Here is a 22139-nt window from a genome sequence, read left to right on the forward strand (position 1 = left end):
CAGCTTTCTTTAGAGCCCACTGCCGAAAAAAGGGCATAAAAAAACACCCTAGATGGGTGTTGGTTCTTCGTTTTCAACGTGCTCTCGCTTCTTGCACCGGCAATTAGGATGCCAAGGTAGTGCCGGACACTCAACGAGTAGGAATGGGCCTCGTGCGGCTAATTCTTTACACTTATCACAGGCGTCTGGCTCCGTAACAATATCTACGCGTTTGACACGTCGGTTTTTAAACGAATCCATAGTGGCCTTATCGACGACTCGTGCTGATTCTGATCGGATTATCCGGTCAACCATCCACATTTCGGTCTCGCCGGCCGCTTGTAGGTTTCCCGCCGCATTCGTACCAGGTTGCAAATGTTGCAATAACTTTTCGAGTTGTTGCTGCTGCAATCCCCCACTCAGCGAATTACGCACCACTTTCTGAACATCGGCGACCATGTTGTCTGAGTGAACCCACAAACGGTCGGACCAGTCGGAGCCATCAACTACGTGGCCAATGGCCGGCGTAATCTGAATGCCTTGGGTATGTGGCAACGTCCACACTATGTGTTTAGACGCAATGACCTGTTGGTACCTCTGTTCGGCGGCGTAGTCGTTAGCCAAATGCTGACGACTAACGTGCTGGACTTTGTTTGTGGTCACGGCGATAGTCGCACCGATAATGGCCGCAACAGCATCGGCATGATCGCCACCGGCTGCTTGATACTTGTACAGCTTTTTGCGTTTTTTCAGTTCCTCACTTATGGGTGCGTCGTCCGATAACAGGTCGATGGCATGGATAAACTGGTCTAAATCCCAGTGAGTAATTCGCTGGCGGACTACATCAGCAGTCAATCCTTTGCTAGATGCATACCGTGCGTAGAAGGCCCTCAGATTGTCACTGATGAGTTTTAGTGTCTGCACGTAGAAGTTATCGGTCTGCCCCTTAAACCTTTTGTCCGAGCTTAGGAGCTGGCTTATTCGCTGTTCCTCCTGTTGGTCGGTCACTGTCGTCTTCACCATCACTTACACCACCTTGAGCTTTATCTTGGTCGGAGCCATCAATCTTATCCATGTAATCTAATCCATCCTGTTTGTCCTGGGCCTTCTGGTCTTTCATGCGCTTCTCTTCACCATCAGGTTTGACCCCGGTAGCTGATTCGACCGCTTCCCAGAACGTCTGGTTAGATATAGCACCGGTCTTTAGCAATAAGGCCGCGTTCGTAATGACTTCGTTATCGTTCTTCGGTAGATTAGGCGTATAGCTAGGGTTGACGTGCTCAGCCTCGTCTGTGTACTTGATAAGTGACGTCTTCGCCCAATAGGCGGCCAGCAAACGGATTCGACGCTTAATTCCCCGAGTATATAAGGATTGTTGTGTCGCCCGTTCTTGGTCAGAACCCCACAGCTTGTAGGACATGGCCACACCACTGGCGTTAGCCGCGAAGTTTTGGTCTGTAACATCTGGTGTGTTAGTGTCCTTATGAATATCAGCAAGTAAGCGGTCGTTGTACGTCTGCCAACCCTGAGCGTTAAGCTCCTTAGTCAAATACTCGGCTGAGGTCTGAATCACAGTCGGGGCGCCGCCGATGTTGTCGATAAGTCGCGGCTTTAAGAACAAGATTCGCTTATCAGGGTCGACACGGTCAACTTTGTAGATGGGGTCTCCATTTGAATTAGTGATCTGCTCCCCGTCAGCATTCGTCAGCGGCTCCGCGTCGTCAAGGTCGTCATCGTCATCCACGTCTCCGGAGATGACCAAAATGGCGTTATTGAAATCCTCCTGGCTGTTTGCCATCTCGGAAATGGACTTGTCGTAAGCGTCAATCTCGTCCAGCTTGGGCTCCCATGCACCCAGTCGCTCGTCGTTGAGCTTGTACTCGGTGATTGGAACCGTGCCGAAGAAATGTGGCGACTGTTCGGTCAACGTGTACTCACCGTTCGGGCTATCCGTGCTGGTGAAGTAGTAGACCATACTATCCGTATATACTTCGATATAGTAAGTCGTAGTCTTCATGAAATTGACCATGTAATAACGCACGGCAAACAACGAGTTTAGGTCTATCGTCGTGTCATATACAACAAAACAGTGGGCCGGATCAATAGTGCGCAAAGCTAAGTCATTGGTTCCCTGTTTGACGTAGGTCAACTCGTACGCTCGGCCCGTGTTGTTGAGGTTCTTGCTCATCACCTTCTCGTGATAAGGCTCATCTACCGCGTCATTGAATGCCGCAATGGCGTTCACAATGTCTTCTCCGCTGTCGTCAGGATTATCGGGGTCACTGTACGCAAACTTTAGTGGGTTTCCAAACTGATAGCCTACCTTTTGGTCCGTAATGTACCGTGGCAAACCAGATGTGATGCGGTTGTCAGCCCGGTCAGGAGCCTTGTCTGATCGCCAGAAGTGAATGTCATTTTCAGCCTGATAATAGCGTTCGAGGGTCAGCAAGCGTGGAAGCTGGTTGGTGTAATGGTCGTTAACGAACCAGGAGAGAATCGGCTTGATAGCGTCTGGGTTAGCTTTGATGGCATTCCATTCATCAGCTGGCATTTGATAATCTTGGTTAGCATCGAATCCAAAGCGTGAGCCACCACGAAGCATATAGATACTCCTACGATCAGGCCGCGGCAAAGACATACCATGGGCTTGTGGATCATTCGTTTCCGCCATCTAGTTCATCCCCTTTCTCATCAGTTCCGGATAGCATTTCGTTAACCACTCTTTCTCGTTCCTCAGCTCGTTTATCTTCTAAATCAACATCTTCATTAAGAAATCGCTTAATTGCTTCACCCAACAGGATTGTTGTGGCACTATCCGGATAGTTGCGTCCTTGCTCATTATCTTTAATGGCCGCCAGTAGCTCGTGCTTACTCATTGAAGCAATGCTGACGCCCTTCCACTCAAACACAGGTACATCAGCCATTAGATCAACCCCAGTTTCGATTTAAGTGTTCCGTCTGGCCCCGTCTTGATTAACTCATCAATGGTGCGTGGCCCTTTCTTTGTACCGAATTCAATCTTACCGATATCGCGATTAGGGTGTGTGCTAATCAGCACCTGCCACACTATGTCGGCCTTCTTACCAGATAGCTTTAGCACAAACGCTTCACCAATTTCACGGTCGATAATAGTAATCTGACCGCCATCGCGGCTATAGGCATAGCGGTCAAGCGAACTGGATACGGTCGCGCTAACGTGGCCCATTTTTTTAGTCATACTAATCCCATCCTTCTTAGTGTTTTGGCCTGCTTGCGACGACTAGGCCGCTTGCTAATGTTTACCTTGTTCTGAACCGATTCAGCCACACCAGTGAGAGCATCAGGGGCGTCATCATGCTCATTCTTCCCCTCACGCTGATATCGCGTCAGGAAGTCAAACAGGTCTGGCCAGCGATTACGCCAGTTTCCCGGGAAGTAAATGTGTTCCATGACCCAAGTCGAGTTCGACAGGATTCGAGCAATCTTATTCTGCCCGTTATGGAACCATTGAACCTTAGTGACGTTGCTGTGATACTCCTCACGCAATCGCCATTCAACCTGCCGAGCAAACCCACGCCCACCATTGTTAGATTCGATTGTGGCCGCATTGACCTTATTCTCGAATAGCGATCGGGCCACAGCTGGTTCCGTCGTCTCCATTGGGTCTTGTGAGAAGACTACGTCTAAGATGTAGGCCTCATCGTTATATACCCCATAGACGTAATGGGCTAACCAGTCAGAGCCTTCGTCGGCAGTATCGGTGTATGAAAAAATCCCCCGAAAGAGCGGATTACCCTGCTCATCTCGTGGGATTTCGTCATAAGTTTTGAAGTGCTTGTACAACCGACCTTCTTGATCAATTGGTTTTTGCTGATAGTTGGCCGCCGCAATCTCGGGCGATTGAGTCTTAAATGTCCGCTCATACTGAGCACGGGACAGAATATCCTCGCAAAGCATGGTTCCGTCGTCCTGGAGAGCTTTCATACTGATGTGCTTGACCTTATACCCTAATCCGGGTAATTCGGCCAGAGCGCGCCCTGCAAGGTCTTGAGATGACCACCGTGTCATAATGATAATGATTTTCCCGCCGGATTCTAGTCGTGACAGCATGGTATTTACGAACCACGACCATTGCTCGTCCAACTTGACCTCGTTAAAGGCTTCCTGGGCGTTCTTGATCAGGTCGTCAATAATCATGACGTCGGCCCCGAACCCAGTCGCAGTACCAGTCGGTGAAGTGGCCAGGTAGTTGTTGTATCCACCTTTAAGTGACCACAGGTTCATGGCCCCGTCACCTTGCTTGATACTTACGCCAGGAAAGACGTCTGCAAACACCGGAATGTTTGGGTCAGCCTTGACCTCCTGAATGGAATTACGAACTCCCTTAGAAAACGTGGTCGACAGCGTTTCGTTGTATGAACCGGTCATGACCTTTATCGATGGGTCCTTGCCTAGAAGCCATTGGACAAACAGCCCCGCCGTTCGTGATTTACCGTGACGCGGCGGCTCGTTGATGACCAACACATCGTCATCGGAAACCACGAAGTTCTGTAAGGCATCGCACAGCTCAACTAGGTAGCCTCGGCTTCGCTTGTAGAAGCTTGGTGCAATCAGTCGCGCGTATGAAAAGAAACGGCGCCGGGCCAGTTCAACCCGTGCACCTTGACGAATTAAGTTCTTATCCATCGTCATCATCAGCCAGCTTGGCTAGCTGCTCTTCTGAAAGATTCTTATACGGGTCACTGACTTGAACGCCGACGCCACCGGAAAGCTCAGTTTCCTTGCGGTCACGCCATTCATCTGGCTTACGATTCTTTAACCAGAAGATAGCTGCTGTAGTGTCTGGTGGCACCTCATGCTGATTCTGAAACAACTCGATGCTTTCCCGCGTTGGGACTTTCTCGGCAGCATAGTCATCAACCTCTTGCTTGGTTGCTTCCGGATGGTCTAACTTGTAAGTATTGGCCACCTTACGACGGCGCGCATGCAGCACATCCGGATCAACATCAACTACTTTGTACTGATGGTCAACTGTCGTATATCCCTTGGCACGCCGCAAAAGTGAACCTTCGACTTCACGATCAACGACTTCTTTTCCCTTTTTTAGGGCCTCCACAATCTCCACATAACGCTTTTTCCAATTGTAAAGAGTCGTTGTACCAATGCCAATATTATTAGCAATTTGTTCATCGGTTAGGCCATCTCGGGCCCACCCTTCTAGTTTGGTCAAGCCCTCATGGGTCAACCAATCTTGATACTTGCCTTTACCCATGGGGGCGCCTCCTAATCCATAAATACACAGGCCATCGTAAACTGACCCATTGGAAATCCCTTGCCGTACACAACGTTCGGACCGTACTTGATATACCCCGAATGGCTCTCGTACAAGTTGCCAGTGTTGTCATCCTTGATAGCCAAGTGAATTGGCTTCTCTTGCCGGACTAAGCTCTTTAGCAGCTCATCCGAAGGCTTGCCCAGCGGGACCATAATCTGAACCAGCTTGTCTACGTAGTTTGATCCAGAGTCAACGACTCTAACTTCCGCGTCGCTACTAAGACTGTTTAGTTCTTCATCATTGATCAAGACATGGAAATACTTTGGGTCAAAAAGGCTAATGAATGTACCGTCGCTAACCCGGATTGAGTGCTTATTTTCTTTATCAGTCACGATCAACAACCTCCTGTGCCTGCTTGTGGTTTCCCCATGTCATGGCACTTTCGTAGTAAACCTTGCCATCAATATCAACAAAATGAGCTTCTTCTTTGCTATAGCTCTCAGTGAAGATATAGTCCTTATTGACAATCATGCCATCATTTAAACCAGCTTCGGGCTTAAGCGGGATATAACTAATCAGCTCCCCGTTAGGTTGACTAACTGTGATGTAATTTGGCAGATCGTCCCATAGTTTGGCCTTCTCTTTGTCGCTCAGCTTCTTTTTCATGCTTGATTCGCTCCTTCCAGCGCTTATCCGTCTTCAGTTCGTGTTCCAGGTTACCCAGACAGCGAGTCTCAACGGCGCTGGTATAGCCAAATTTTGTTTTGATCATTCTGGCCATGCCGGCCACCTCCTATTTTTGGGCAAAATAAAAACGCCCCGTAGGACGTTATACGTTTAAAACTATACTTCCAATTTTGTTCTTAACGCTTCAGTTAATACCTGGGAAACATTAATTTTTCGTTCCTTAGCAATTACATTTAAATACTCTGGAATAGTCACATTTTTGCGAACGGTTCGCGAATACTTAATACGAAATTCTGCTAAGTCAACTGAGATATAAACCAAAGATTCTCCATCTTCTAGTTTAATATCTTCCAGATTTGATGGTTTAGGATAGTCCGATTGGTCTTCTAATAAGTTACCAATCAAATCTTCAGTCATAGCAACGGCGTCCAAGGTATTGTTTCCTTGCGTAAACCCGCCTTTTAGGTCAGGGACTCGAACAAAAATATAGTCCCCATCTTCGCTAAAAATAGCAGGGTAAATTACCATATCCTTCTTCATAGAGTCGATCTCCTTTGTGTTTTCTTTGTCAGTTTCATACTTCAGGGAGAAAAAATCAGGTTAGTATTTGAGAGTATACCAAAACGATCACTCATTTTGGCCGCAATAAAGAAACACTATGGTTTCTCTATATTTGCTTCTCTCAAAATCGCGCGCTCCAACCCTTTTCCAAGTTCCTTAGCATGAATCGGTACCATGACAGTAATATTGCTTTGGGTGTTGTAGAGTTTTAAATGTGATGATCCATTCTGCGATTTCTCGATAAAGCCATGTTCCTTCAACAGTTTAATCATCTGTCGTGGCTTCATCGGCATACTCTCACCTCTTCTTTTATTGCTGATTATATTATACACACTGAATACACACTATGCAAGACGAAACTATTTATGTACGCAAAAAGGCCCGGCCATCACACCGAGTCTCATACGAAATTACCTAACCGAGCGAAGTCAGACTCCTAAACTTGCGAGGAGTCTTCACCTCTTTTCAATTAGATTTATGATCCAGGTTAAGCAATTTGGCTGGACCAATGGATTGAGATGGCATCGAACCACCTTCTCCAGCTCTTCAAACTGGCGCTCTACCTTTTGAGCTATCAATCCATATCGACCAGCTATGCGGACTAGTCGATAGTTTGGAGTTGGCGAATTGAATGTAGAATCGTCGTTGAAATTTAAATTTAAGGGAGGCTCTCACCTCCTTAACGATTCGCCAATGTGCTTGGTAGGGATTTGCACCCTACAAACTGGGGGTCTCTCGGCAATCATCACCAATTACCCGTGGGTGTCGCGACGCCCCCACAGAACCAGTCGTCGCCGCTTAGCTTATGGTTTCCCATTACCGTAGCAGCCACTTTGTCTATCTATTCCATCACAAACACACACCTGAATTTAATCAGGGGACAGCTTAGCCAACTAGCATGACTTCTGCCCTATATCGTTGACGGGAATCGAACCCGCATCTCTCATCACTGAGCGGCTTAACCATTTGCCTACAACGACTGTTCCTACAAAACTTAACTCGGAACATGTCAGTAACTTTTTCCAGCTTCACACCATAAATCTCGGTTAATACCACCGGTGAGCCTCTAACGTTGCTCACTGCCCGACTGACGTTTTTCGACTCTAATGTTGGGTATAACTATCAGAGTTCCTAGATAGTGCAATGCACGCAGCGGGGTTCGAACCCGCGTCAGGCAATGACTGTCTGCTCTGCCATTGAGCTATGCGTGTTTTTCTTAATTCTTTCGATGATACTAGAATAACCCTTAAATATGGCTGGTGCCTGCAGTCCGACTGCACAAAAACTGCACTCAAACTGCATCAAAACTGCTTTTTTTAAAAATATGGAGATCATCCAGCATGTAGCAATCGGCAAACTGCAATAGTGCTTTGGGCTTCCAAACGTGGAAATAGCTGGACTCAGAAAATCCTAAGTCCATAAAACACATGGTATCTGATAGTTCTTGTAGATATAGTTCATCTAGTATATTCTGGCAATCTTTATCACAGTGTTTAATTGCTTGGATTGTCCGTTTGACGACCTCTTCAGCATATAACCGCCGCACAATTCTTGAATCTGTCGCATTACCTGATGGCTGAGACTTTGGCATTCCATCATAACTAGGTGATTTTAAGTCACTCATTGACTGTCCACTGATACGGACCATCTTAGGCAATACTACAGATAAAAAGTGTGTCACGTTTTGCAAAGTTGCTCCAACATCTACCTCTGGGAAGAGACTTCCCATGTTCATATTATCAAAATCTAATTCAGCCAACCCTTTCAGCCCCTATCAATGGTATAATTAATGTGTTGACCATTGAGTAAGCATAATTTGGGTAAGAGCTGCTGCCGGGCAGCCCTTTTTTATTACCTAAAAGTATCTAGGCTAACATCCAACGCATTGGCAATTCGTAGAATTAGGTCAAAACTTGGACGTTTAATTTTTCCATTTTTTAATGCATAAACATTTGAGTCATTCTTATCACCCATCAGTTTTGAAAGATGATATGGCGTGATTCCACGCTTCTCCAAAAGCGGTTCAATTTTGCTCCACATATTAACGCCTCCAAAAATAGTTAACCACTTATTAGCATTTTAAAATATGCTATGCTATCATTGATACCACAATATGTTGTGGTTCTAGCGGCCACACTACATTAAATTTCACTCAAGGTGGCTACTATTATGGATCCCCATTTGTCATTGACGATGTTTTTAACCTTCACTGCCAAAGTAAGTACTTCTGCAAAAATGACTTACGTAAAGCAGCTAAAGACTAGTGAATATTCGCCAGCAATCGATTACTACAAAGATTTACGCACACCTATTAAGAATGTTTTGAAAAGTGACCAACCCATTAATCGAATCGCTGATGTCGTTGAAACTGTACGCACCGAAAAGAGAGCTAACTATTCGCGATGCATTCAAAAATTCATCAAATTTTACAACTCTTATGATAGTGTTGAATATTTTGACACTGGTAGCGCCAATTGGACAATTCCTAATACCATATCAATCTCATCCTCACCAGAGTTTGGACTAATTTTAAATGGTCAGAAGTACTTGATTAAGGCATATTACAAGAAACCAAACTCGACTACAAAAGTAACCAAGAGAAACATTGAGTCCATGCTTACTCTGATGGATAGTGCTAATTACAGTTTTTCCACTAATGACTGTAAAATTGCAGTCCTAAATCTGCAAAACGGAAAACTTATCATTGGATCTCCCGCTTCTGAAAATAAAATCTTACAACTAAAGATCGATGCACAAAACCTAGCAAATATTTGGAATGCAGTTTAGTCTCTGTCATTTCCAATTTCATTCATTATTTCTGCACAGCTTTCACAAATATATTGATGATCACCAACTTTTAAAGTCCCAACTTCGCCACAGATAATGCACTGTGGCTTTTTTATATGTCGCAAGTAAAAACAGCTAAAAAATTCTTGTAAACGTAAAAATATTTTTTTCATAATTCTTCTCCTACATAAAATAAGAACTTTATCCCGTAACGACCGACTGCATCGTCAGCTCGTGGATAACTTGATTTTTCTCCTGCGGCGTCAGCATTTGAATTGCACGGTGGTCCGAGAAGTTAACCTGGTCGAAGCGATTGCTGCACCAGACGATTGCTCGACTAATATCCCCGTTGTACGAATCCATGCCACGCTGAACAAATGCTCGATACTTAATCTGCGCATCAGTCATTGTCCTTAACCTCCTTTGTTTGATATTCCTTCGCATGGGCGGCCATATGCCGCTTCTTCTTGCGCATTGTTGACTTCTTGGTGTGTTTCCGCTGTTTTGACATCATTTCGCCTCCGTGACTGTAACTTCGATTCTCGGTTCGTCCGAATAGTACTTACTGGCCACCAAATCAGCAATCAGGTTATCATCTTCCCAGATAACGCCTGTGAGCGCGTCTTCAATCAACTTGACGTAATTTGAGGTGTCCGGCTTAACGATTGGCCGCTCTAGTCCTTCAGCTCGACGCTTATGCTTGAGCTTACTTATACTGGTCTGAATCGGTCGGTAAACCTTGATTTCAACGCGAAGCGCTTTATGCTCGAGCATCGGCCCTTTGTACTGTAGCTTGGCCTCCTGAGTCACCATTCTCTTGTAGACGTGACTCTTTTTTGGGTCGTAGGCGTGACCAGTTCGTGTAAAACGTGGGCGTCCTGCAGGTACTGGATCACCATGAACAACGATTGTAATAGGAGGAATACGATCCAACGGTCGGGCCCGTAAGCCCTTTGGCAGTAGCATTTCCTTTATGCCTTTTTTAGCGCTGGCCATCGATTCATTAAATGAAATTCCCCCGGTATTAATTGGCATGTATTTCCGCCTCCTTCAGTACCCGTTTACCCTTGCTGGTCACCCGAATGGTTCGCGTTTGCATCGGCATATAAGTAATGCAGTCTGCTTCGTACAGCGCCGTAATCCGGTCATAAATCATCGAGCTACTTGTGTACCCTGCCAGCTCTCCAATCTCGCGAACAGACGGGGAATATCCGTGTTCTCGAATTAGGCGATCAACGGCGGCAAGTACCGCAATTAAATTAGGATTAGTCATCGTTGTCCCCCTCCAACAGTTCTGGGTCCTCGTGGATGTTCCCAACAACTTGCAGCGCTTTGTAATCGGTCCAGTATTCTTGCCGCCACATCGTCTTTACGCCGTTGTAGAAAAACACGCAGTATCCATAACGTGAGTTGTATCGGATGTCGCCTACGATTCCCTGGGCGGTCGCAAACAGCTGAAAACGTATGATGTCGCCCTCGTAGATCTCTCGGCCATTGGTATCATTTACCCCGGTGTACTGCTCAGCAATCAATCCCGAATCATCTAAAGCATCAGAGAAGCAGCATAGGTCATCGTCGTATTCGTGCTCTACGTTGTAGATATAACACTTTCTCACGCAATTCCACGCTCTGAATTTAATCTCTCGCATTGCCTACGCCTCCTGCTTGATTCTCAAGAACTTATTGATGAAGTACCGCTGCCCTTTGCCAGTCACAAGCGTGGTTCCTTTGATGGTCGTGTGACCGTCTGAGTGCTCAATGACCAGTTCTCTTACCCGAAATAGTCCCAAATCCATGGACCGTTGTGTCGGACGATTACGGTCGCGCCCACTACGGATTAAATATCCGTGTTCACGAAGCCAAACGAACAGGCGATTCTGACCAATAAGAACGCCGTTTTGTTTCAATAACTTGGCTAGTTCACGAATTAGAATCGTATCGGTTGATCCTCCGACAGCGTCTGCAAACCGTGCCTTAGGTGCCATAATCTGGTTCTCGTCGTGTAGGCGTTGAACCTCAGCTTGGGATCGCTTGTACTTCTCCAGAAACTTGATCATGTTATCCGGATTCGACATCCAGTCATAGGCCGTTTTCGGAGTCACATAGGCACCCTCTCGGCGAATGGATGGGAGCACTTGCTCGTAAATCCAATCTTGAAAAGGCTCAGCACTTGGCAAGTGGCTTTGACCGGCTAGCTGATAGACACCTGGCTCAGAAATAACCGTCATCAGCTGGATTCCAGAGGGGGTAACGATTCGTTCCTCCCTCTGATACTTAGCCTTTACATGATCTTTAATGGCTTTGCTCGTGTTTAGATATCCGATTGCCAGTGCAACGTCTTTCCCAACAAAATACGGTTCATTGTCCATAACTACCGTACGTACTTGTTTCCCCTCAAAGTCAAAGGGTGTAATTTCGTTCATGCTTGTGCCTCCTCAGGCGCTCTCTTCGCTTTAAATTTCTTGATGCGTGCATCCAACTCCGCCTGCTTGTCAGGACTTAGCCCCTTTGGCTTGCCCGCGGGCTTATCAGGCGTCTTCTGCGCCCAGTCTGGCAATGTTTCCTTGGCCCGTGTCGGCTTAGAACTCCCACGGCCGTTCTTCATGCGTTGATCGTGTTCTGCAGCCGCCTTTTTGGCCTGATCAAGCGTTGTAATCTTGCGTTTCTGCCACCCATCAATCACGGCTTGCATGTACTTAAGCGCCCCGCGCGATTGGACGTTATGCTCACCGGCGATGGTGATGGCGAAGTTAATCACGTCCGCTGGCAGTTGCTCAAGCCAGTCGTTAATCTCAGGCATGGCGATAGCGTTGGGGAATCCCCACAGGCTGGTCCACTTATCGATCACACTTGATCGGGTGACACCCGCGTCGTCATCATCATTCTTTTTGTTTAGTTTCGTTTCGTTTTGTTTAACTAATGCGCTACTGTCTTGTACACTCCTTTGTGTACCCTGTTGTGTACTGTCTTGTATACTCCTTTGTGTACTCCCTTGTGCACTATCTGACGTATAAAGTACACAAACGCGGTAGGAAGTAGCTTTTCGACCATTAGAACTAAAATCGATGAGGTTAAGTTGTTTGAGGACGTTCCGGTTCTTGACGATGCCGGATCGTGACAGCCCCGACAGTGGTTCAAGCGTTGCATTAGCGGCTGTAAACCATGTGGACCAGCCGGCCTTGTTATTGATGGACATCAGGGTGTACCACAATGAAACCTGGCCTGCTGATAGCTTCTGCTTGTATAGCCGATAATCGTCAAACGCTCGAATTTGCATAAGGTAGTTCAAACCAACACCCCCTAATCAATCAGTTCATCAGCATCGATGATGTCGCCCAGAACCTTAGTTGACCGACAGTAGTCGCACGTCTCACAGTGCTCCGGTTCTTCCTGGCCATCGATGATGGACTTGAATCGGTGTTCCTGATCCTTGACCCGCCACATCGCATCATCTAGCTTGTCCTGCGGGATTGAGATGACCGCCTTGTCGGGCGGGTCTTGCTTGGTGACTGCAACAATGTAGGGCGTACATAGCACACCGTACTGTTGACGAACTAGCTCTTGGTAGACGGCCATTTGGAGCTGGTAGTCGTAGGCATAGACGAATGGGACGTAGCACCGTGTGCGGGTATCCCAGACCCGCTTGTGTAGGTCCTGCGTGGTCTTTAAGTCGAGGAAGATGCCTCGCTCAAGGTTCAAGCAGTCCAGCTTGCCCATCCAGTCGATACCGTCAATCGTCCCGGTGACAATTGACTCCTTAGCACCCTGGTAGAGTGTCCGGAATGTGGCATCGCTGTCTAGCGTCTTGATCATGTTCTCGGCCACCTTATATGGTGCCTTAAGTTGGCCCTTCGTCTTACCTCGGGTGGATAGCATCACGTCCTTGTGAGCTTCTACGAAGCGTTTATGGGACGCTGGGGACTCGAAATAGCTGTGAAGGTAGTTACCGACCAGCAAGGCCGTTGGGCCTTGCTGGGGCTTCCAGTCGCCTCTTAGTTCTGCCAGTGCTTCGGCCTCACACGCCGCGAACTTCTTGAACCAAGTCGGGCTCATATAGTGTTCATTAGCCTCTTGAGTGTAATAACTATTCGAATTTAGAACGAACTTCTTTTTCGAAGAGGTTTTCTTGCTCGGCGCCATTTGCACTTTGGTCATCCTCCTTATCTGATTGGGCTTCAATGCTATCTAGCAACGCGTTAACGAATGAGTCGTCCTGTACCACATCAGTTGCCTTAACCTGTGGTGCTTCTGCGGGCTGTTTGTGCCCCGAGTCAAGTTCCTTAGGTTTATTCGCCTTCTTAGGAGTCGCTTCAGGCTTCGCAACTTTGGGAGCGGCCTTCTTTCGCGTAGTTGGCTTAGCTTTCTTAACAATTTTTTTCACCGCAGCCTTTTTAACCTCAGGCTTATCTATCTTCTCGGCATCACTCTTGACGTCCTTATCACCAATCAAGTCAGTAACTGTCTTAGGAGTAACGTCCTTGACCTCATCGTCATAATCACTCTCGTTTTCAGTCGTGTCATTGATGGCACCAACGAATAAGTCGTTGTCATTTGACGAGTTGATGTAGAGCTTAGCGGCACGGTTGATAATGGTCCGCTGAGCCATCTCTTGCCCGAATTTGTTTTGAACATTCTTGCTCTTAGCTTGGGACCAACTAGCGTCAATTTCCTTCTTAGTCATGACAGTCCAGATTCTGCTGTTGTCTGTGAGAAGAACGTAGGCGAACGCTCCAATAATTGGGTTATCGCGATTTTCAAACTTAGGCTCATACTTTTTAACGACGAGGTTCATATCGTCATCAGCCCCAATTTCAAAGCCGTCATCCTTGAAGATGACCTGTGCCTTGATATCCTTCACTGATGACAATTGCTTAAGAACCGTGATTGAGCCAAAGTAAGAACGTTGTAACGTGCATTGACGGCCATAAGGAATGAAGTAACATTGATTCTTAGCTGGGGACAGTCCTTGAATCGCCATGTTGAGCAGTGCCTTAGACACCGACTTGGGATCACACTTCTGAAGCATTGAGGGCCCCTTCGAGTCGTCCGACAGAATCAACCATGCTGAATTGAGCGCATTACCTACCGAGTATCCTTGAGGTAGTTGTAGGCCGTCCTCTTTTTGCATTTTTCCAATTTCTTTTTGAACTGAAACTACTAATTCATTAGCCATTATTTTTCCTCCTCAAACCGGTTACCACCAAGGTAGCGATACATCTTAGCTTCCGGACAATAACCGTACAGTGAAAGCACCGCACTACGGTACGTGTCGTGCCCGCCGTCGCCGAAACTTTCAAGATAGTTGTCGATATCAATCAAGGAGTTGTAGATGTAGATGTCACCTTGTCGGTCACCGCCGTCAACCACCCAGTAGCGGCTACTCGGTTGGAGCTCTTCGCCATTGGTGTCTCGCTCTACTGGCTCGCTGATATCAGCAGCCTTCTGATAGACGGATTCACGGTCAATCTTGCCCATGTAGATGTCTAAATCGTAGCTGACATGGTCCGGCATATTCATAGCCATTGCCATACGCCACCTTTCAGAGTAGAATTAGAGTTGAAAAAATATGATACATGCAACTTATCTTCGAGTTCTGACGGCCAGTTCAGGGCTCTTTTTTTGTGCCATAGAATCATTTCTGTTCCTCCTTTAACTCAAGTCCAAAGAAATCAATTGCCCAGGCCTTCCAGCCGCCCATTGCGTGAACCGATTCAGACAGCCAGTATCCGAAGCTGACGCACAATGCAATCAGGCCGAACCATGAGACAACCTCACCAACGTAGTAGTAGAACAAATCCATAATTATTAACTCCTTTCATCTAAGTACCTGCGCCAGGCGTCCCGAACTTCCGGGAACAACCAAACGCGTTTGCCACGCTTGCCAGGGGCTCCTGCACGACGTTCGAGCTTTGCCACGTATCCCAGCGGAACGAAGTTTTGCTCAAGATTGCTAGTGGAGACCCCGGTCATGTCCGCCAGCTGACTAAGGTTGACGGAGATTTGAAGCTTGTCATTTTCGCCCAACTTTTCATTCACTTGGTCCTCAATGACCTTTTGTGCTACTGCTTGTGGATCGAACGTCGCCATGGTTTTAACCTCCTAACCTTGTGTTAGCTTTATTGAAGACATTCTGTAAATTGATGCCTGCATAATCTGCCTTCATCACAATATCGGTATTTTCCGACATGATTTCTTCGGCATATTCATCAAAGTATTTGTCGATGAGTAGCACTTGCTGTGGAGATCTAAACTTCTTTTCAGTACTCATTGCCTCATCGAATTCCTCTTCAATTGCTCGCCGATCGTTCTCCTCCTTGCGCTGCCGAAACATCACTGAGATAACATCGTTGTGCTTCGTCGTGTCTTTCAAGAAAGACAGCAGCCCATAATCCGTTCTGGCACCCGACAGGGCTAAGAGAATGCTGTGCAGCCTGTGCGCAATTGCAACTCTCATACTCTTGTCACCGGACCGTTCACCATTGGACATCCGGGTAAGCTGTGACTTAGAAATATGTGCTCCTTCAGCGACATCTTTCCGCATAAAACCAACGAGATCCAGACTTAGCTGCTCTGCAAATTTATTTTTCATTCAATCACTTCCTTTACTTGGCAACCCATTCAAATTCCTTTGACGAGGACCACTGATACAATTTAGTTATTGGAGGAACCGGCAAGCAGAACCACCACAACGATGATTCCCAATACTCCTTCATCAGTTCACCCCCTCAGAATGTTCATTGAAAAATTAATACTCATCACCCTATTTGGTACAATTAGTGCTGGAAGGAGGTGGTTACTATGAACGACGCACTATTTGCTCAAATCATTCAACGTGCGCACGATATGCCATCAAGAGAAACTCGTGGAAAATTGCTTCCAACTTCGGACTACATTGACGCCCAAAAATTTGCAGCCAGACTTAACGAGGCCTATCCTGATGCAAGGTTTGAAGCGCTTAGACACGATCCTATTTTTCTATCGATCCATAAGTACTAGCTGAATAAGGTTTTGACACCGCTGCTAGAATTTTGATTAACTGTTGACCCATTTCAAAATTTTCTGCAATGAATCTACGTTGCTCATCAGTTAAATCACCTTTAGCAGTGGCGTAGAGGCCATTGAGGGTTAAAGACAGCTCAAGACCGCCCAGTCGAAGCAAAACGTCTTTAGGAAATCCCTCAATGGTTTTTTCAGTGCCGACTTGAATTACATCGATACTGCACAGTTTTCGTTCCATCAGCTCACCTCCTCACTGGATTTTCCAGTTTCTAAATCAGTAACTTTTTGGGTAAATAGCTTTGTAATTGGAATTCCCAACACCTTATGAAGCATCGGAATTGTATTGGCATCGAACGCATACTTCCCACTCTCGTATCGAGAATAGTTAGCCTTACTGCCCATGTCTAGGTAATTAGCCATATCTTGCTGGGTCAATTTCAATTCAATTCGACGACTTTTTATCAGATGCAAATCAAGCTCAATCATTATTCGTCCTCCTTCCGGTTACTGATATGTTAACCATGACTATATAATAAGTTACTAGTTTAGTAATGTCAAGAAAAATCGTTACTTTTTTAGAAACTTTTTGTTTCCAAAAAAGTAACCGTGCTATCATCTAGTTGTCAATAAAGTAACGAAAGTGAGGCCAATCATGGATAAAGAATTAATTTCTAGAATTATTGACTTACGAGAATCGCGCAATTGGACCCAAAAAGACCTCGCAGATAAGATGGGGTTCAATAAAGTAACAATGAATAAGATAGAACATGGGAATCGAAACATAACCAATTCTGAACTTGCTAAGTTCGCAGACATTTTTGAAGTCACCACAGATTATCTCCTTGGTAAGAATAGTACTCCTATGTGGGCTAACGAAAAGGATACAAATGACTTAGAAAAATTCCTAACTGATAACGAAGGGTCCATGACTTATGGCGGTGAAGACCTCACAGAAGAAGAAAAAGAGCAAGTGCGTGTGGCAATGACAACCATTTTCTGGAAACGCCACAAACACAACTAGGGGCTGATTGCTTGGAAAAGATAAGTAACGTTGCGAAAACCGTAATGAATCGATACCACACCGCCAACCCCTTTACAATTGCAGAAAGACTTAATATTCAAGTCGAATGGTGCTTGTTTGGCCATTATCCACTAGGTAAAACTGTCTATGATGGTGACCAGCCTGTTGTTATGCTCAATACAACAATTAGACATACCCCTACCCAATACTTTGTTATGGGCCACGAGCTAGGCCACGCCATCCTTCAAGAGGGCCTGGTCGGCTACTATACAAGTAGCAACAAGGCACACGGTCAGCTTGAAACTGAGGCAGACGAGTTTTCGGCCGCATTGATGGGTCTATTATTCATTGAGGATAACGACCGTATGCCGTGTTCATACGAGGATCTGGTCCATCAATATGGCCTGCCATTTGGAAACAATATCTAAGGAGGAAATTATGAAAAAAATCTGGATCGCCCTCGTTTCAGCAATTGCTTTAACCATGTTTATCAGTACCTCAGCAAATGCCAGTTACTATAAACGCGCGTATGTCACTCGCAACATTACCGTATATAAATTCATCCGAGGTGATAGCTATGCAACTAGTCGCCTGGGTCATCATCTAAAATTACATTATGGGAAAACTATCCATGTTGCACCCTTCTATCATATGGGAAAGGACGGCTATTTCTTGAAAGTAAACGGCCACGGATCAAAACTATATTATGCACGAACGAACAGTTCTAAATGGTTTACACGATATTAACAGCTTCTGTCTGGTGACTCCCCTCGGTTCGATTCCAACAAGGTCCACTTAGGTAACTATCTAAGGAGATGACTTTAACGTTAAAGAAAGATGTTTTTCAATTGATAAATGATCTAATCGACCACTTACCAGTTATTGCTCTGATTGTATTAGTTATCATAATTGTGTCCTTTTACGTTTTTCACATACGGTCAAAACACTAACTTTTGCATTATGGAGGTAATTAAATGGTTTTTACTGATGTATTTAATGTTATGCATGACGACTGCAAGATCATTCAAACTCAGAACGACTTCAAACGTGTGTTTATTATTGAAAACGAACAGGGAGTACGTTTTACCTGTTTGAAAGATGATGCACCTCGCTCTTCCAAAATTCACGATCATTGGAAACATGCCAAGCCTAGTGACTCTCCTGATGAACATCCTTTTCATGATAAATTTGTGTAACTGGATTGTTATATGCCTAAGACGTAGCTTCTGCCTGGTAACTCCCTTCGATTAGATTTCAGGAATAAGCATAATTTCAAAAAATGTTGTAGTCAATGTCGACAATTATTATCACTGGTCTATCATTTTCGTCCAATTCGTATGGGTATAATTTATGTCCAACTGATATGGGAGGTCTTAATATGGATTTCGTTGATGTCTTCAATGTTAAACATGAGAACTGCAAAATTGTAGAGACTCGGAATGAGTTCAACCGCATTTTTATTATTGAAAATGAACAGGGCGAACGCTTCACCTGCCTTAAAGAAAATGCGCCTATTGGTAAAAAATTTGGCGGACATTGGAAACATGCTAATCCACAAGATTCTCCTGAGGCTCACCCTTTCAGAAATAGATTTTAAAGCCTTATCAAGTATCTATTCAATTATCCTATTGTCCACACCCGACGACGTTAAAAGCTGTACATATTTTTAGGAGGATCACTTATGAGAATAATTGGTTGGATATTAATTATAGTAATCTGCTTATGGGCATACGGTGCCTATAGTGAAAATAAGGAGGGAAAAGAAAAAACCAAGACAAGCACATTTGTAATTGCGGCATTAATTATGCTTTTTGTGGGCTTTCCGATGGCCTTTCACCATACGGCTACAAAAGCAGCAACATCACACCACATAACTAAAACCGAAAAGGCTTCATCATCGAAAGCTAGTTCAAAGCGAGAATCATCTAAAAAGGAAAAAGCCCAGGTCAATAAAGCCAAGGCTAAAAATGAAAAAGAAAACCTAGCAGACTACAAAAAGGCACTTAAATCTGTTCCGGAAAAAACAAAAGGCGCTATCACAGACGCTTACGTTGATAAAGATAGCGGTGAAACAATGGTCACGTTATCCGATGACGCTCTCGGATACTCAAGCAATGAGCTGAAAACTGTAGCGAAGACCGCTTGGAATTCAATTGGCAACTTAAGAGACAATTACACGCCATTTCCTGACGACGCTGGCTCGACTGAAATGTACATTACTATTCAAGACAGTGCTGGTAACAAGATTGCGCATACTTCCCTGATGGGATCATTTAAGTATGATGGCGAATAATTTAAACTTAGCCCTTAATTGGGCTTTTCTTTAACGTGTTCAAAGAACATACGTTCTAAATGGAGGAATTATCATGGCACAAATATTCAAACGCGGTGACAGCTGGAAGGCCAAGGTCTACTTCAAAGACATTCACGGCAAGCGGACGTCACGCTCACAGGAAGGATTTCGCACTAAGAAGGAAGCCGAAGCGGCCGCCCGGGTGATGGAAGACACTTACAAGAACGGATCCGACGTCGACGACAAGAACATCTCTTTTAGCGACTACTTTCAGAAGTGGTTCCACATCTTCCGGGAACCTGGTCTGTCAGATACCACAATTGCCCGGTACCAGTACACCATCAACGTCATTGATGAGTATTTCGGCGACACCCTCTTCCGTAAGATCAAAACGGCCGACTACCAGGAATTTCTCAACTGGTTCGGGAACGGAAACGGCAAGGACGCGAAGCCCCACGCTAAGGCGACCGCTGACAAAATCAACACACACATCCGGGCCGCTGTCCGCAATGCAGTCAACGATTCGGTCATCAGCCGGGATTTCACGCAAAACACTCACGTCGTCTACGACAGCAGCCGGACCCGTGAGATCAAATGGCTCTCATATGACGATGCAGCCAAGCTGTACAACTACACGCTAAACCACTTGGAAGGCATTGACGTTGTCCCCTATATGGTTCTGACTGCCCTACTTACCGGCATGCGCCAGCAAGAAATCGCGGGGCTTACCTGGGACGACATCGACAGCAAGGGTGGCTTCATCAAGATCACGAAGACCTGGAACTGGACGAAGCGTGACTTTGGCCCCACCAAGAACCCGGCATCCGTCCGGACCATCTCGATTGACCGCAACCTGGTGAACATCTTGACCAAACTGCAGTATGAGCAAAAACGCTACTTGAAAGTGAACGACAAGACTAATCCACACAGCCTGGTTTTTCTGTCGCGCTACAACCGTGTCCCCTCTTCTAAGGCCCTCAACGACCGGTTACACGAACTGATGAAGGACGCCGACATCAACATATACCTGCGGTTCCACGGGCTCCGGCACACTCACGCGTCCATTCTGCTGTATCAGAAGATGTCGATTGCCTATATCAGCCACCGACTTGGTCACCAGGACATCGCCACAACAACGAAGACTTATCTCCATATCATCAAGGAACTGGAGCAGGAAGAGACCGTCCGCACCCGTGAGATCTTCACTGACCTGGGGAAGAAGGCCGACTGGTCCGACTTCAAAGTCAAGGCCGAGTGATGGGTGCACCCAAATGGGTGATTCTCACTCCTGAATGGGTGCACCTTGGGTGCGCACTTTTGCAAAACCATATGCGAATATATTTTTTTAGATATAAAAAAGAGCAGGAACGCTGTTATATCAACGTTCCTGCTCTTTTGAAAGTGGTTTATGAATTATAGTTATACCGGAGGTGGGGTTCGAACCCACACGACCTCAACGGTCACTGGATTTTGAGTCCAGCGCGTCTGCCAGTTCCGCCACTCCGGCAAAAAAATACTGATTGGATACACCCAGTCAAAGGTGGTAATCGGATTTGAACCGACGATGAAGGTTTTGCAGACCTCTGCCTTACCACTTGGCTATACCACCATAATCGCCTATCCAATCTGATTGGATCAGCTAATAAATCAAGATGCCCAATCCTAAGGGCGGTATGTGGGAATCGAACCCACGCGTGCCGGAACCACAATCCGGTGTGTTAACCACTTCACCAATACCGCCATTACATTACAAACAGGGATAGTAGGAGTTGAACCCACATCGACGGTTTTGGAGACCGTTGTTCTACCATTGAACTATATCCCTATGATGGTGGGGAGTGGATTCGAACCACCGAACCCGAAGGAGCGGATTTACAGTCCGCCGCGTTTAGCCAGACTTCGCTACCCCACCATAAATGGCGCAGGACGGAATCGAACCGCCGACACATGGAGCTTCAATCCATTGCTCTACCAACTGAGCTACTGAGCCATTTTACCATCATATTGTTTGCTGTGTATTAAATTAATAATAACATAACAACGGTCCGTACGAGACTCGAACTCGTGATCTCCTCCGTGACAGGGAGGCGTCCTAACCAACTAGACCAACGGACCATAATAAGTTATGTTACTGATGGAGGATACAGGGCTCGAACCTGTGACCCTCTGCTTGTAAGGCAGACGCTCTCCCAACTGAGCTAATCCTCCAAAATGACCCGTACGGGATTCGAACCCATGTTACTGCCGTGAAAGGGCAGTGTCTTAAACCACTTGACCAACGGGTCATACTTTGAAAACGGAGAGTGAGGGATTCGAACCCTCGAAACAGGTTAGTACCCGTTTACAGCATTTCCAATGCTGCTCCTTCAGCCACTCGGACAACTCTCCATTATTAAGCTCCGGCAGGCGGGCTCGAACCGTCGACAACCTGATTAACAGTCAGGTGCTCTACCAACTGAGCTATGCCGGAATAATCGCGTAGCAACGTCCTATCCTCGCAGGGGGCGATCCCCCAACTACTATCAGCGTGCTGAAGCTTAACTTCCGTGTTCGGCATG

The 22139-nt window shown here is 46.0% G+C and carries 35 protein-coding genes and 13 tRNA genes; 8 read left to right on the forward strand and 40 right to left on the reverse strand.

The window, feature by feature from the left end; genetic code table 11:
- Positions 1 to 48: 48 nt before the first annotated feature.
- The 14 genes from EKM70_RS03740 to EKM70_RS03805 form a co-directional block, all read right to left on the reverse strand.
- Positions 49 to 1002, reverse strand: coding sequence for a hypothetical protein (locus EKM70_RS03740; RefSeq protein WP_125545385.1), 954 nt, complete (start codon positions 1000 to 1002; stop codon positions 49 to 51).
- On the reverse strand, positions 926 to 2650 hold the full coding sequence (locus EKM70_RS03745) for a phage portal protein (protein WP_125545387.1): 1725 nt from the start codon (positions 2648 to 2650) through the stop codon (positions 926 to 928). Before EKM70_RS03745 ends, EKM70_RS03740 begins: the two co-directional genes overlap by 77 nt.
- Entirely contained in the window at positions 2634 to 2903 is a 270-nt protein-coding gene (locus tag EKM70_RS03750; protein WP_125545389.1) for a hypothetical protein, read from the reverse strand. The genes EKM70_RS03745 and EKM70_RS03750 overlap by 17 nt, the downstream gene beginning before the upstream one ends.
- A complete protein-coding gene (locus tag EKM70_RS03755; protein WP_125545391.1) occupies positions 2903 to 3196 on the reverse strand; it encodes a hypothetical protein in 294 nt (97 codons plus the stop codon). Before EKM70_RS03755 ends, EKM70_RS03750 begins: the two co-directional genes overlap by 1 nt.
- The gene (terL, locus tag EKM70_RS03760; protein WP_125545394.1) at positions 3193 to 4644 is read right to left on the reverse strand and encodes a phage terminase large subunit; all 1452 of its coding nucleotides are present in this window, start codon (positions 4642 to 4644) and stop codon (positions 3193 to 3195) included. The genes EKM70_RS03755 and terL overlap by 4 nt, the downstream gene beginning before the upstream one ends.
- Entirely contained in the window at positions 4637 to 5230 is a 594-nt protein-coding gene (locus EKM70_RS03765) for a helix-turn-helix domain-containing protein (protein WP_125545396.1), read from the reverse strand. The genes terL and EKM70_RS03765 overlap by 8 nt, the downstream gene beginning before the upstream one ends.
- An 11-nt stretch (positions 5231 to 5241) precedes the next feature.
- Positions 5242 to 5625, reverse strand: a complete 384-nt coding sequence (locus EKM70_RS03770; protein WP_125545398.1) for a hypothetical protein — start codon at positions 5623 to 5625, stop codon at positions 5242 to 5244.
- Complete coding sequence (locus EKM70_RS03775; protein WP_125545400.1) at positions 5618 to 5899, reverse strand: hypothetical protein; 282 nt, start codon at positions 5897 to 5899, stop codon at positions 5618 to 5620. Before EKM70_RS03775 ends, EKM70_RS03770 begins: the two co-directional genes overlap by 8 nt.
- 177 nt (positions 5900 to 6076) lie before the next feature.
- Positions 6077 to 6460: a type II toxin-antitoxin system HicB family antitoxin gene (locus EKM70_RS03780; RefSeq protein WP_125545402.1), complete on the reverse strand. Its 384-nt coding sequence runs from the start codon at positions 6458 to 6460 to the stop codon at positions 6077 to 6079.
- Between the two features lie 116 nt (positions 6461 to 6576).
- Complete coding sequence (locus EKM70_RS03785; protein ID WP_125545404.1) at positions 6577 to 6774, reverse strand: type II toxin-antitoxin system HicA family toxin; 198 nt, start codon at positions 6772 to 6774, stop codon at positions 6577 to 6579.
- A 216-nt stretch (positions 6775 to 6990) separates the two neighbouring features.
- Positions 6991 to 7062: transfer RNA gene (locus tag EKM70_RS03790), tRNA-Phe, on the reverse strand.
- A gap of 332 nt (positions 7063 to 7394) precedes the next feature.
- A tRNA-Ser gene (locus tag EKM70_RS11350) sits at positions 7395 to 7461 on the reverse strand.
- 311 nt (positions 7462 to 7772) lie between these two features.
- Positions 7773 to 8240: an ArpU family phage packaging/lysis transcriptional regulator gene (locus tag EKM70_RS03800; RefSeq protein WP_097545830.1), complete on the reverse strand. Its 468-nt coding sequence runs from the start codon at positions 8238 to 8240 to the stop codon at positions 7773 to 7775.
- A gap of 92 nt (positions 8241 to 8332) precedes the next feature.
- On the reverse strand, positions 8333 to 8521 hold the full coding sequence (locus EKM70_RS03805) for a helix-turn-helix domain-containing protein (protein ID WP_125545407.1): 189 nt from the start codon (positions 8519 to 8521) through the stop codon (positions 8333 to 8335).
- 117 nt (positions 8522 to 8638) lie between these two features.
- On the opposite strand from EKM70_RS03805, the gene EKM70_RS03810 reads away from it, so the two are divergent.
- Complete coding sequence (locus tag EKM70_RS03810; RefSeq protein ID WP_225416369.1) at positions 8639 to 9268, forward strand: hypothetical protein; 630 nt, start codon at positions 8639 to 8641, stop codon at positions 9266 to 9268.
- Here the strand turns inward: EKM70_RS03810 and EKM70_RS11355 are convergent.
- The 13 genes from EKM70_RS11355 to EKM70_RS03865 form a co-directional block, all read right to left on the reverse strand.
- Positions 9265 to 9441: a hypothetical protein gene (locus EKM70_RS11355; protein ID WP_164506318.1), complete on the reverse strand. Its 177-nt coding sequence runs from the start codon at positions 9439 to 9441 to the stop codon at positions 9265 to 9267. The genes EKM70_RS03810 and EKM70_RS11355 overlap by 4 nt on opposite strands.
- Positions 9442 to 9469: 28 nt before the next feature.
- Positions 9470 to 9676, reverse strand: coding sequence for a hypothetical protein (locus tag EKM70_RS03815; RefSeq protein ID WP_125545412.1), 207 nt, complete (start codon positions 9674 to 9676; stop codon positions 9470 to 9472).
- Positions 9677 to 9778: 102 nt separating this feature from the next.
- On the reverse strand, positions 9779 to 10303 hold the full coding sequence (locus EKM70_RS03820) for a RusA family crossover junction endodeoxyribonuclease (RefSeq protein WP_225416370.1): 525 nt from the start codon (positions 10301 to 10303) through the stop codon (positions 9779 to 9781).
- Positions 10293 to 10541 carry a LexA family protein gene (locus EKM70_RS03825; RefSeq protein WP_125545413.1) on the reverse strand — a complete coding sequence of 83 codons (249 nt, stop codon included), beginning with the start codon at positions 10539 to 10541 and terminating at the stop codon, positions 10293 to 10295. The genes EKM70_RS03820 and EKM70_RS03825 overlap by 11 nt, the downstream gene beginning before the upstream one ends.
- Positions 10534 to 10917, reverse strand: coding sequence for a YopX family protein (locus EKM70_RS03830; RefSeq protein ID WP_061777460.1), 384 nt, complete (start codon positions 10915 to 10917; stop codon positions 10534 to 10536). The genes EKM70_RS03825 and EKM70_RS03830 overlap by 8 nt, the downstream gene beginning before the upstream one ends.
- A 3-nt stretch (positions 10918 to 10920) precedes the next feature.
- Positions 10921 to 11691 carry a phage antirepressor KilAC domain-containing protein gene (locus tag EKM70_RS03835; RefSeq protein ID WP_061777461.1) on the reverse strand — a complete coding sequence of 257 codons (771 nt, stop codon included), beginning with the start codon at positions 11689 to 11691 and terminating at the stop codon, positions 10921 to 10923.
- A complete protein-coding gene (locus EKM70_RS03840; RefSeq protein ID WP_164506319.1) occupies positions 11688 to 12557 on the reverse strand; it encodes a DnaD domain protein in 870 nt (289 codons plus the stop codon). The genes EKM70_RS03835 and EKM70_RS03840 overlap by 4 nt, the downstream gene beginning before the upstream one ends.
- An 11-nt stretch (positions 12558 to 12568) precedes the next feature.
- The gene (locus EKM70_RS03845) at positions 12569 to 13423 is read right to left on the reverse strand and encodes a PD-(D/E)XK nuclease-like domain-containing protein (protein WP_125545415.1); all 855 of its coding nucleotides are present in this window, start codon (positions 13421 to 13423) and stop codon (positions 12569 to 12571) included.
- The gene (locus tag EKM70_RS03850) at positions 13353 to 14441 is read right to left on the reverse strand and encodes a recombinase RecT (RefSeq protein ID WP_125545417.1); all 1089 of its coding nucleotides are present in this window, start codon (positions 14439 to 14441) and stop codon (positions 13353 to 13355) included. Before EKM70_RS03850 ends, EKM70_RS03845 begins: the two co-directional genes overlap by 71 nt.
- Positions 14441 to 14791, reverse strand: coding sequence for a hypothetical protein (locus tag EKM70_RS03855; protein WP_125545419.1), 351 nt, complete (start codon positions 14789 to 14791; stop codon positions 14441 to 14443). Before EKM70_RS03855 ends, EKM70_RS03850 begins: the two co-directional genes overlap by 1 nt.
- Positions 14792 to 14900: 109 nt before the next feature.
- Entirely contained in the window at positions 14901 to 15068 is a 168-nt protein-coding gene (locus EKM70_RS11360) for a hypothetical protein (protein ID WP_156470519.1), read from the reverse strand.
- Between the two features lie 5 nt (positions 15069 to 15073).
- Positions 15074 to 15355, reverse strand: a complete 282-nt coding sequence (locus EKM70_RS03860) for a hypothetical protein (RefSeq protein WP_056964408.1) — start codon at positions 15353 to 15355, stop codon at positions 15074 to 15076.
- 4 nt (positions 15356 to 15359) lie between these two features.
- On the reverse strand, positions 15360 to 15857 hold the full coding sequence (locus EKM70_RS03865) for a transcriptional regulator (protein ID WP_125545421.1): 498 nt from the start codon (positions 15855 to 15857) through the stop codon (positions 15360 to 15362).
- 209 nt (positions 15858 to 16066) lie between these two features.
- Between EKM70_RS03865 and EKM70_RS03870 the strand changes: the two genes are divergently transcribed.
- Complete coding sequence (locus tag EKM70_RS03870) at positions 16067 to 16264, forward strand: hypothetical protein (RefSeq protein WP_125545423.1); 198 nt, start codon at positions 16067 to 16069, stop codon at positions 16262 to 16264.
- Here EKM70_RS03870 and EKM70_RS03875 read toward each other — a convergent pair.
- The gene (locus tag EKM70_RS03875; protein WP_125545425.1) at positions 16236 to 16505 is read right to left on the reverse strand and encodes a hypothetical protein; all 270 of its coding nucleotides are present in this window, start codon (positions 16503 to 16505) and stop codon (positions 16236 to 16238) included. The two genes, EKM70_RS03870 and EKM70_RS03875, sit on opposite strands and share 29 nt — an antisense overlap.
- Positions 16505 to 16753: a helix-turn-helix domain-containing protein gene (locus EKM70_RS03880; RefSeq protein ID WP_125545427.1), complete on the reverse strand. Its 249-nt coding sequence runs from the start codon at positions 16751 to 16753 to the stop codon at positions 16505 to 16507. The genes EKM70_RS03875 and EKM70_RS03880 overlap by 1 nt, the downstream gene beginning before the upstream one ends.
- 166 nt (positions 16754 to 16919) lie before the next feature.
- Here EKM70_RS03880 and EKM70_RS03885 point away from each other — a divergent pair, with 166 nt between their 5' ends.
- The 6 genes from EKM70_RS03885 (at position 16920) to EKM70_RS03910 (ending at position 20839) form a co-directional block, all read left to right on the forward strand.
- Entirely contained in the window at positions 16920 to 17288 is a 369-nt protein-coding gene (locus EKM70_RS03885) for a helix-turn-helix domain-containing protein (protein ID WP_125545429.1), read from the forward strand.
- 11 nt (positions 17289 to 17299) lie between these two features.
- The gene (locus EKM70_RS03890; protein WP_125545431.1) at positions 17300 to 17716 is read left to right on the forward strand and encodes an ImmA/IrrE family metallo-endopeptidase; all 417 of its coding nucleotides are present in this window, start codon (positions 17300 to 17302) and stop codon (positions 17714 to 17716) included.
- A 546-nt stretch (positions 17717 to 18262) separates the two neighbouring features.
- A complete protein-coding gene (locus tag EKM70_RS03895) occupies positions 18263 to 18484 on the forward strand; it encodes a hypothetical protein (RefSeq protein ID WP_125545433.1) in 222 nt (73 codons plus the stop codon).
- Positions 18485 to 18666: 182 nt separating this feature from the next.
- A complete protein-coding gene (locus EKM70_RS03900; RefSeq protein WP_024855613.1) occupies positions 18667 to 18885 on the forward strand; it encodes a hypothetical protein in 219 nt (72 codons plus the stop codon).
- An 84-nt stretch (positions 18886 to 18969) separates the two neighbouring features.
- A complete protein-coding gene (locus EKM70_RS03905; protein WP_125545435.1) occupies positions 18970 to 19581 on the forward strand; it encodes a hypothetical protein in 612 nt (203 codons plus the stop codon).
- Between the two features lie 73 nt (positions 19582 to 19654).
- Entirely contained in the window at positions 19655 to 20839 is a 1185-nt protein-coding gene (locus tag EKM70_RS03910) for a tyrosine-type recombinase/integrase (RefSeq protein ID WP_125545437.1), read from the forward strand.
- A gap of 164 nt (positions 20840 to 21003) precedes the next feature.
- Here the strand turns inward: EKM70_RS03910 and EKM70_RS03915 are convergent.
- The 11 genes from EKM70_RS03915 to EKM70_RS03965 form a co-directional block, all read right to left on the reverse strand.
- Positions 21004 to 21088 (reverse strand) — tRNA-Leu (locus tag EKM70_RS03915).
- A 31-nt stretch (positions 21089 to 21119) separates the two neighbouring features.
- A tRNA-Cys gene (locus EKM70_RS03920) sits at positions 21120 to 21190 on the reverse strand.
- 58 nt (positions 21191 to 21248) lie between these two features.
- Positions 21249 to 21321 (reverse strand) — tRNA-His (locus EKM70_RS03925).
- Between the two features lie 14 nt (positions 21322 to 21335).
- Positions 21336 to 21406, reverse strand: a tRNA-Trp gene (locus EKM70_RS03930).
- A gap of 4 nt (positions 21407 to 21410) precedes the next feature.
- Positions 21411 to 21493, reverse strand: a tRNA-Tyr gene (locus tag EKM70_RS03935).
- A 5-nt stretch (positions 21494 to 21498) separates the two neighbouring features.
- Positions 21499 to 21571 (reverse strand) — tRNA-Phe (locus EKM70_RS03940).
- A gap of 51 nt (positions 21572 to 21622) precedes the next feature.
- A tRNA-Asp gene (locus tag EKM70_RS03945) sits at positions 21623 to 21696 on the reverse strand.
- 20 nt (positions 21697 to 21716) lie between these two features.
- Positions 21717 to 21789 (reverse strand) — tRNA-Val (locus tag EKM70_RS03950).
- Positions 21790 to 21793: 4 nt separating this feature from the next.
- Positions 21794 to 21866 (reverse strand) — tRNA-Glu (locus EKM70_RS03955).
- Between the two features lie 12 nt (positions 21867 to 21878).
- A tRNA-Ser gene (locus tag EKM70_RS03960) sits at positions 21879 to 21969 on the reverse strand.
- 9 nt (positions 21970 to 21978) lie between these two features.
- Positions 21979 to 22051, reverse strand: a tRNA-Asn gene (locus EKM70_RS03965).
- Positions 22052 to 22139 lie beyond the last annotated feature (88 nt).

Source organism: Levilactobacillus lindianensis, from assembly GCF_003946095.1.
Classification (GTDB): domain Bacteria; phylum Bacillota; class Bacilli; order Lactobacillales; family Lactobacillaceae; genus Levilactobacillus; species Levilactobacillus lindianensis.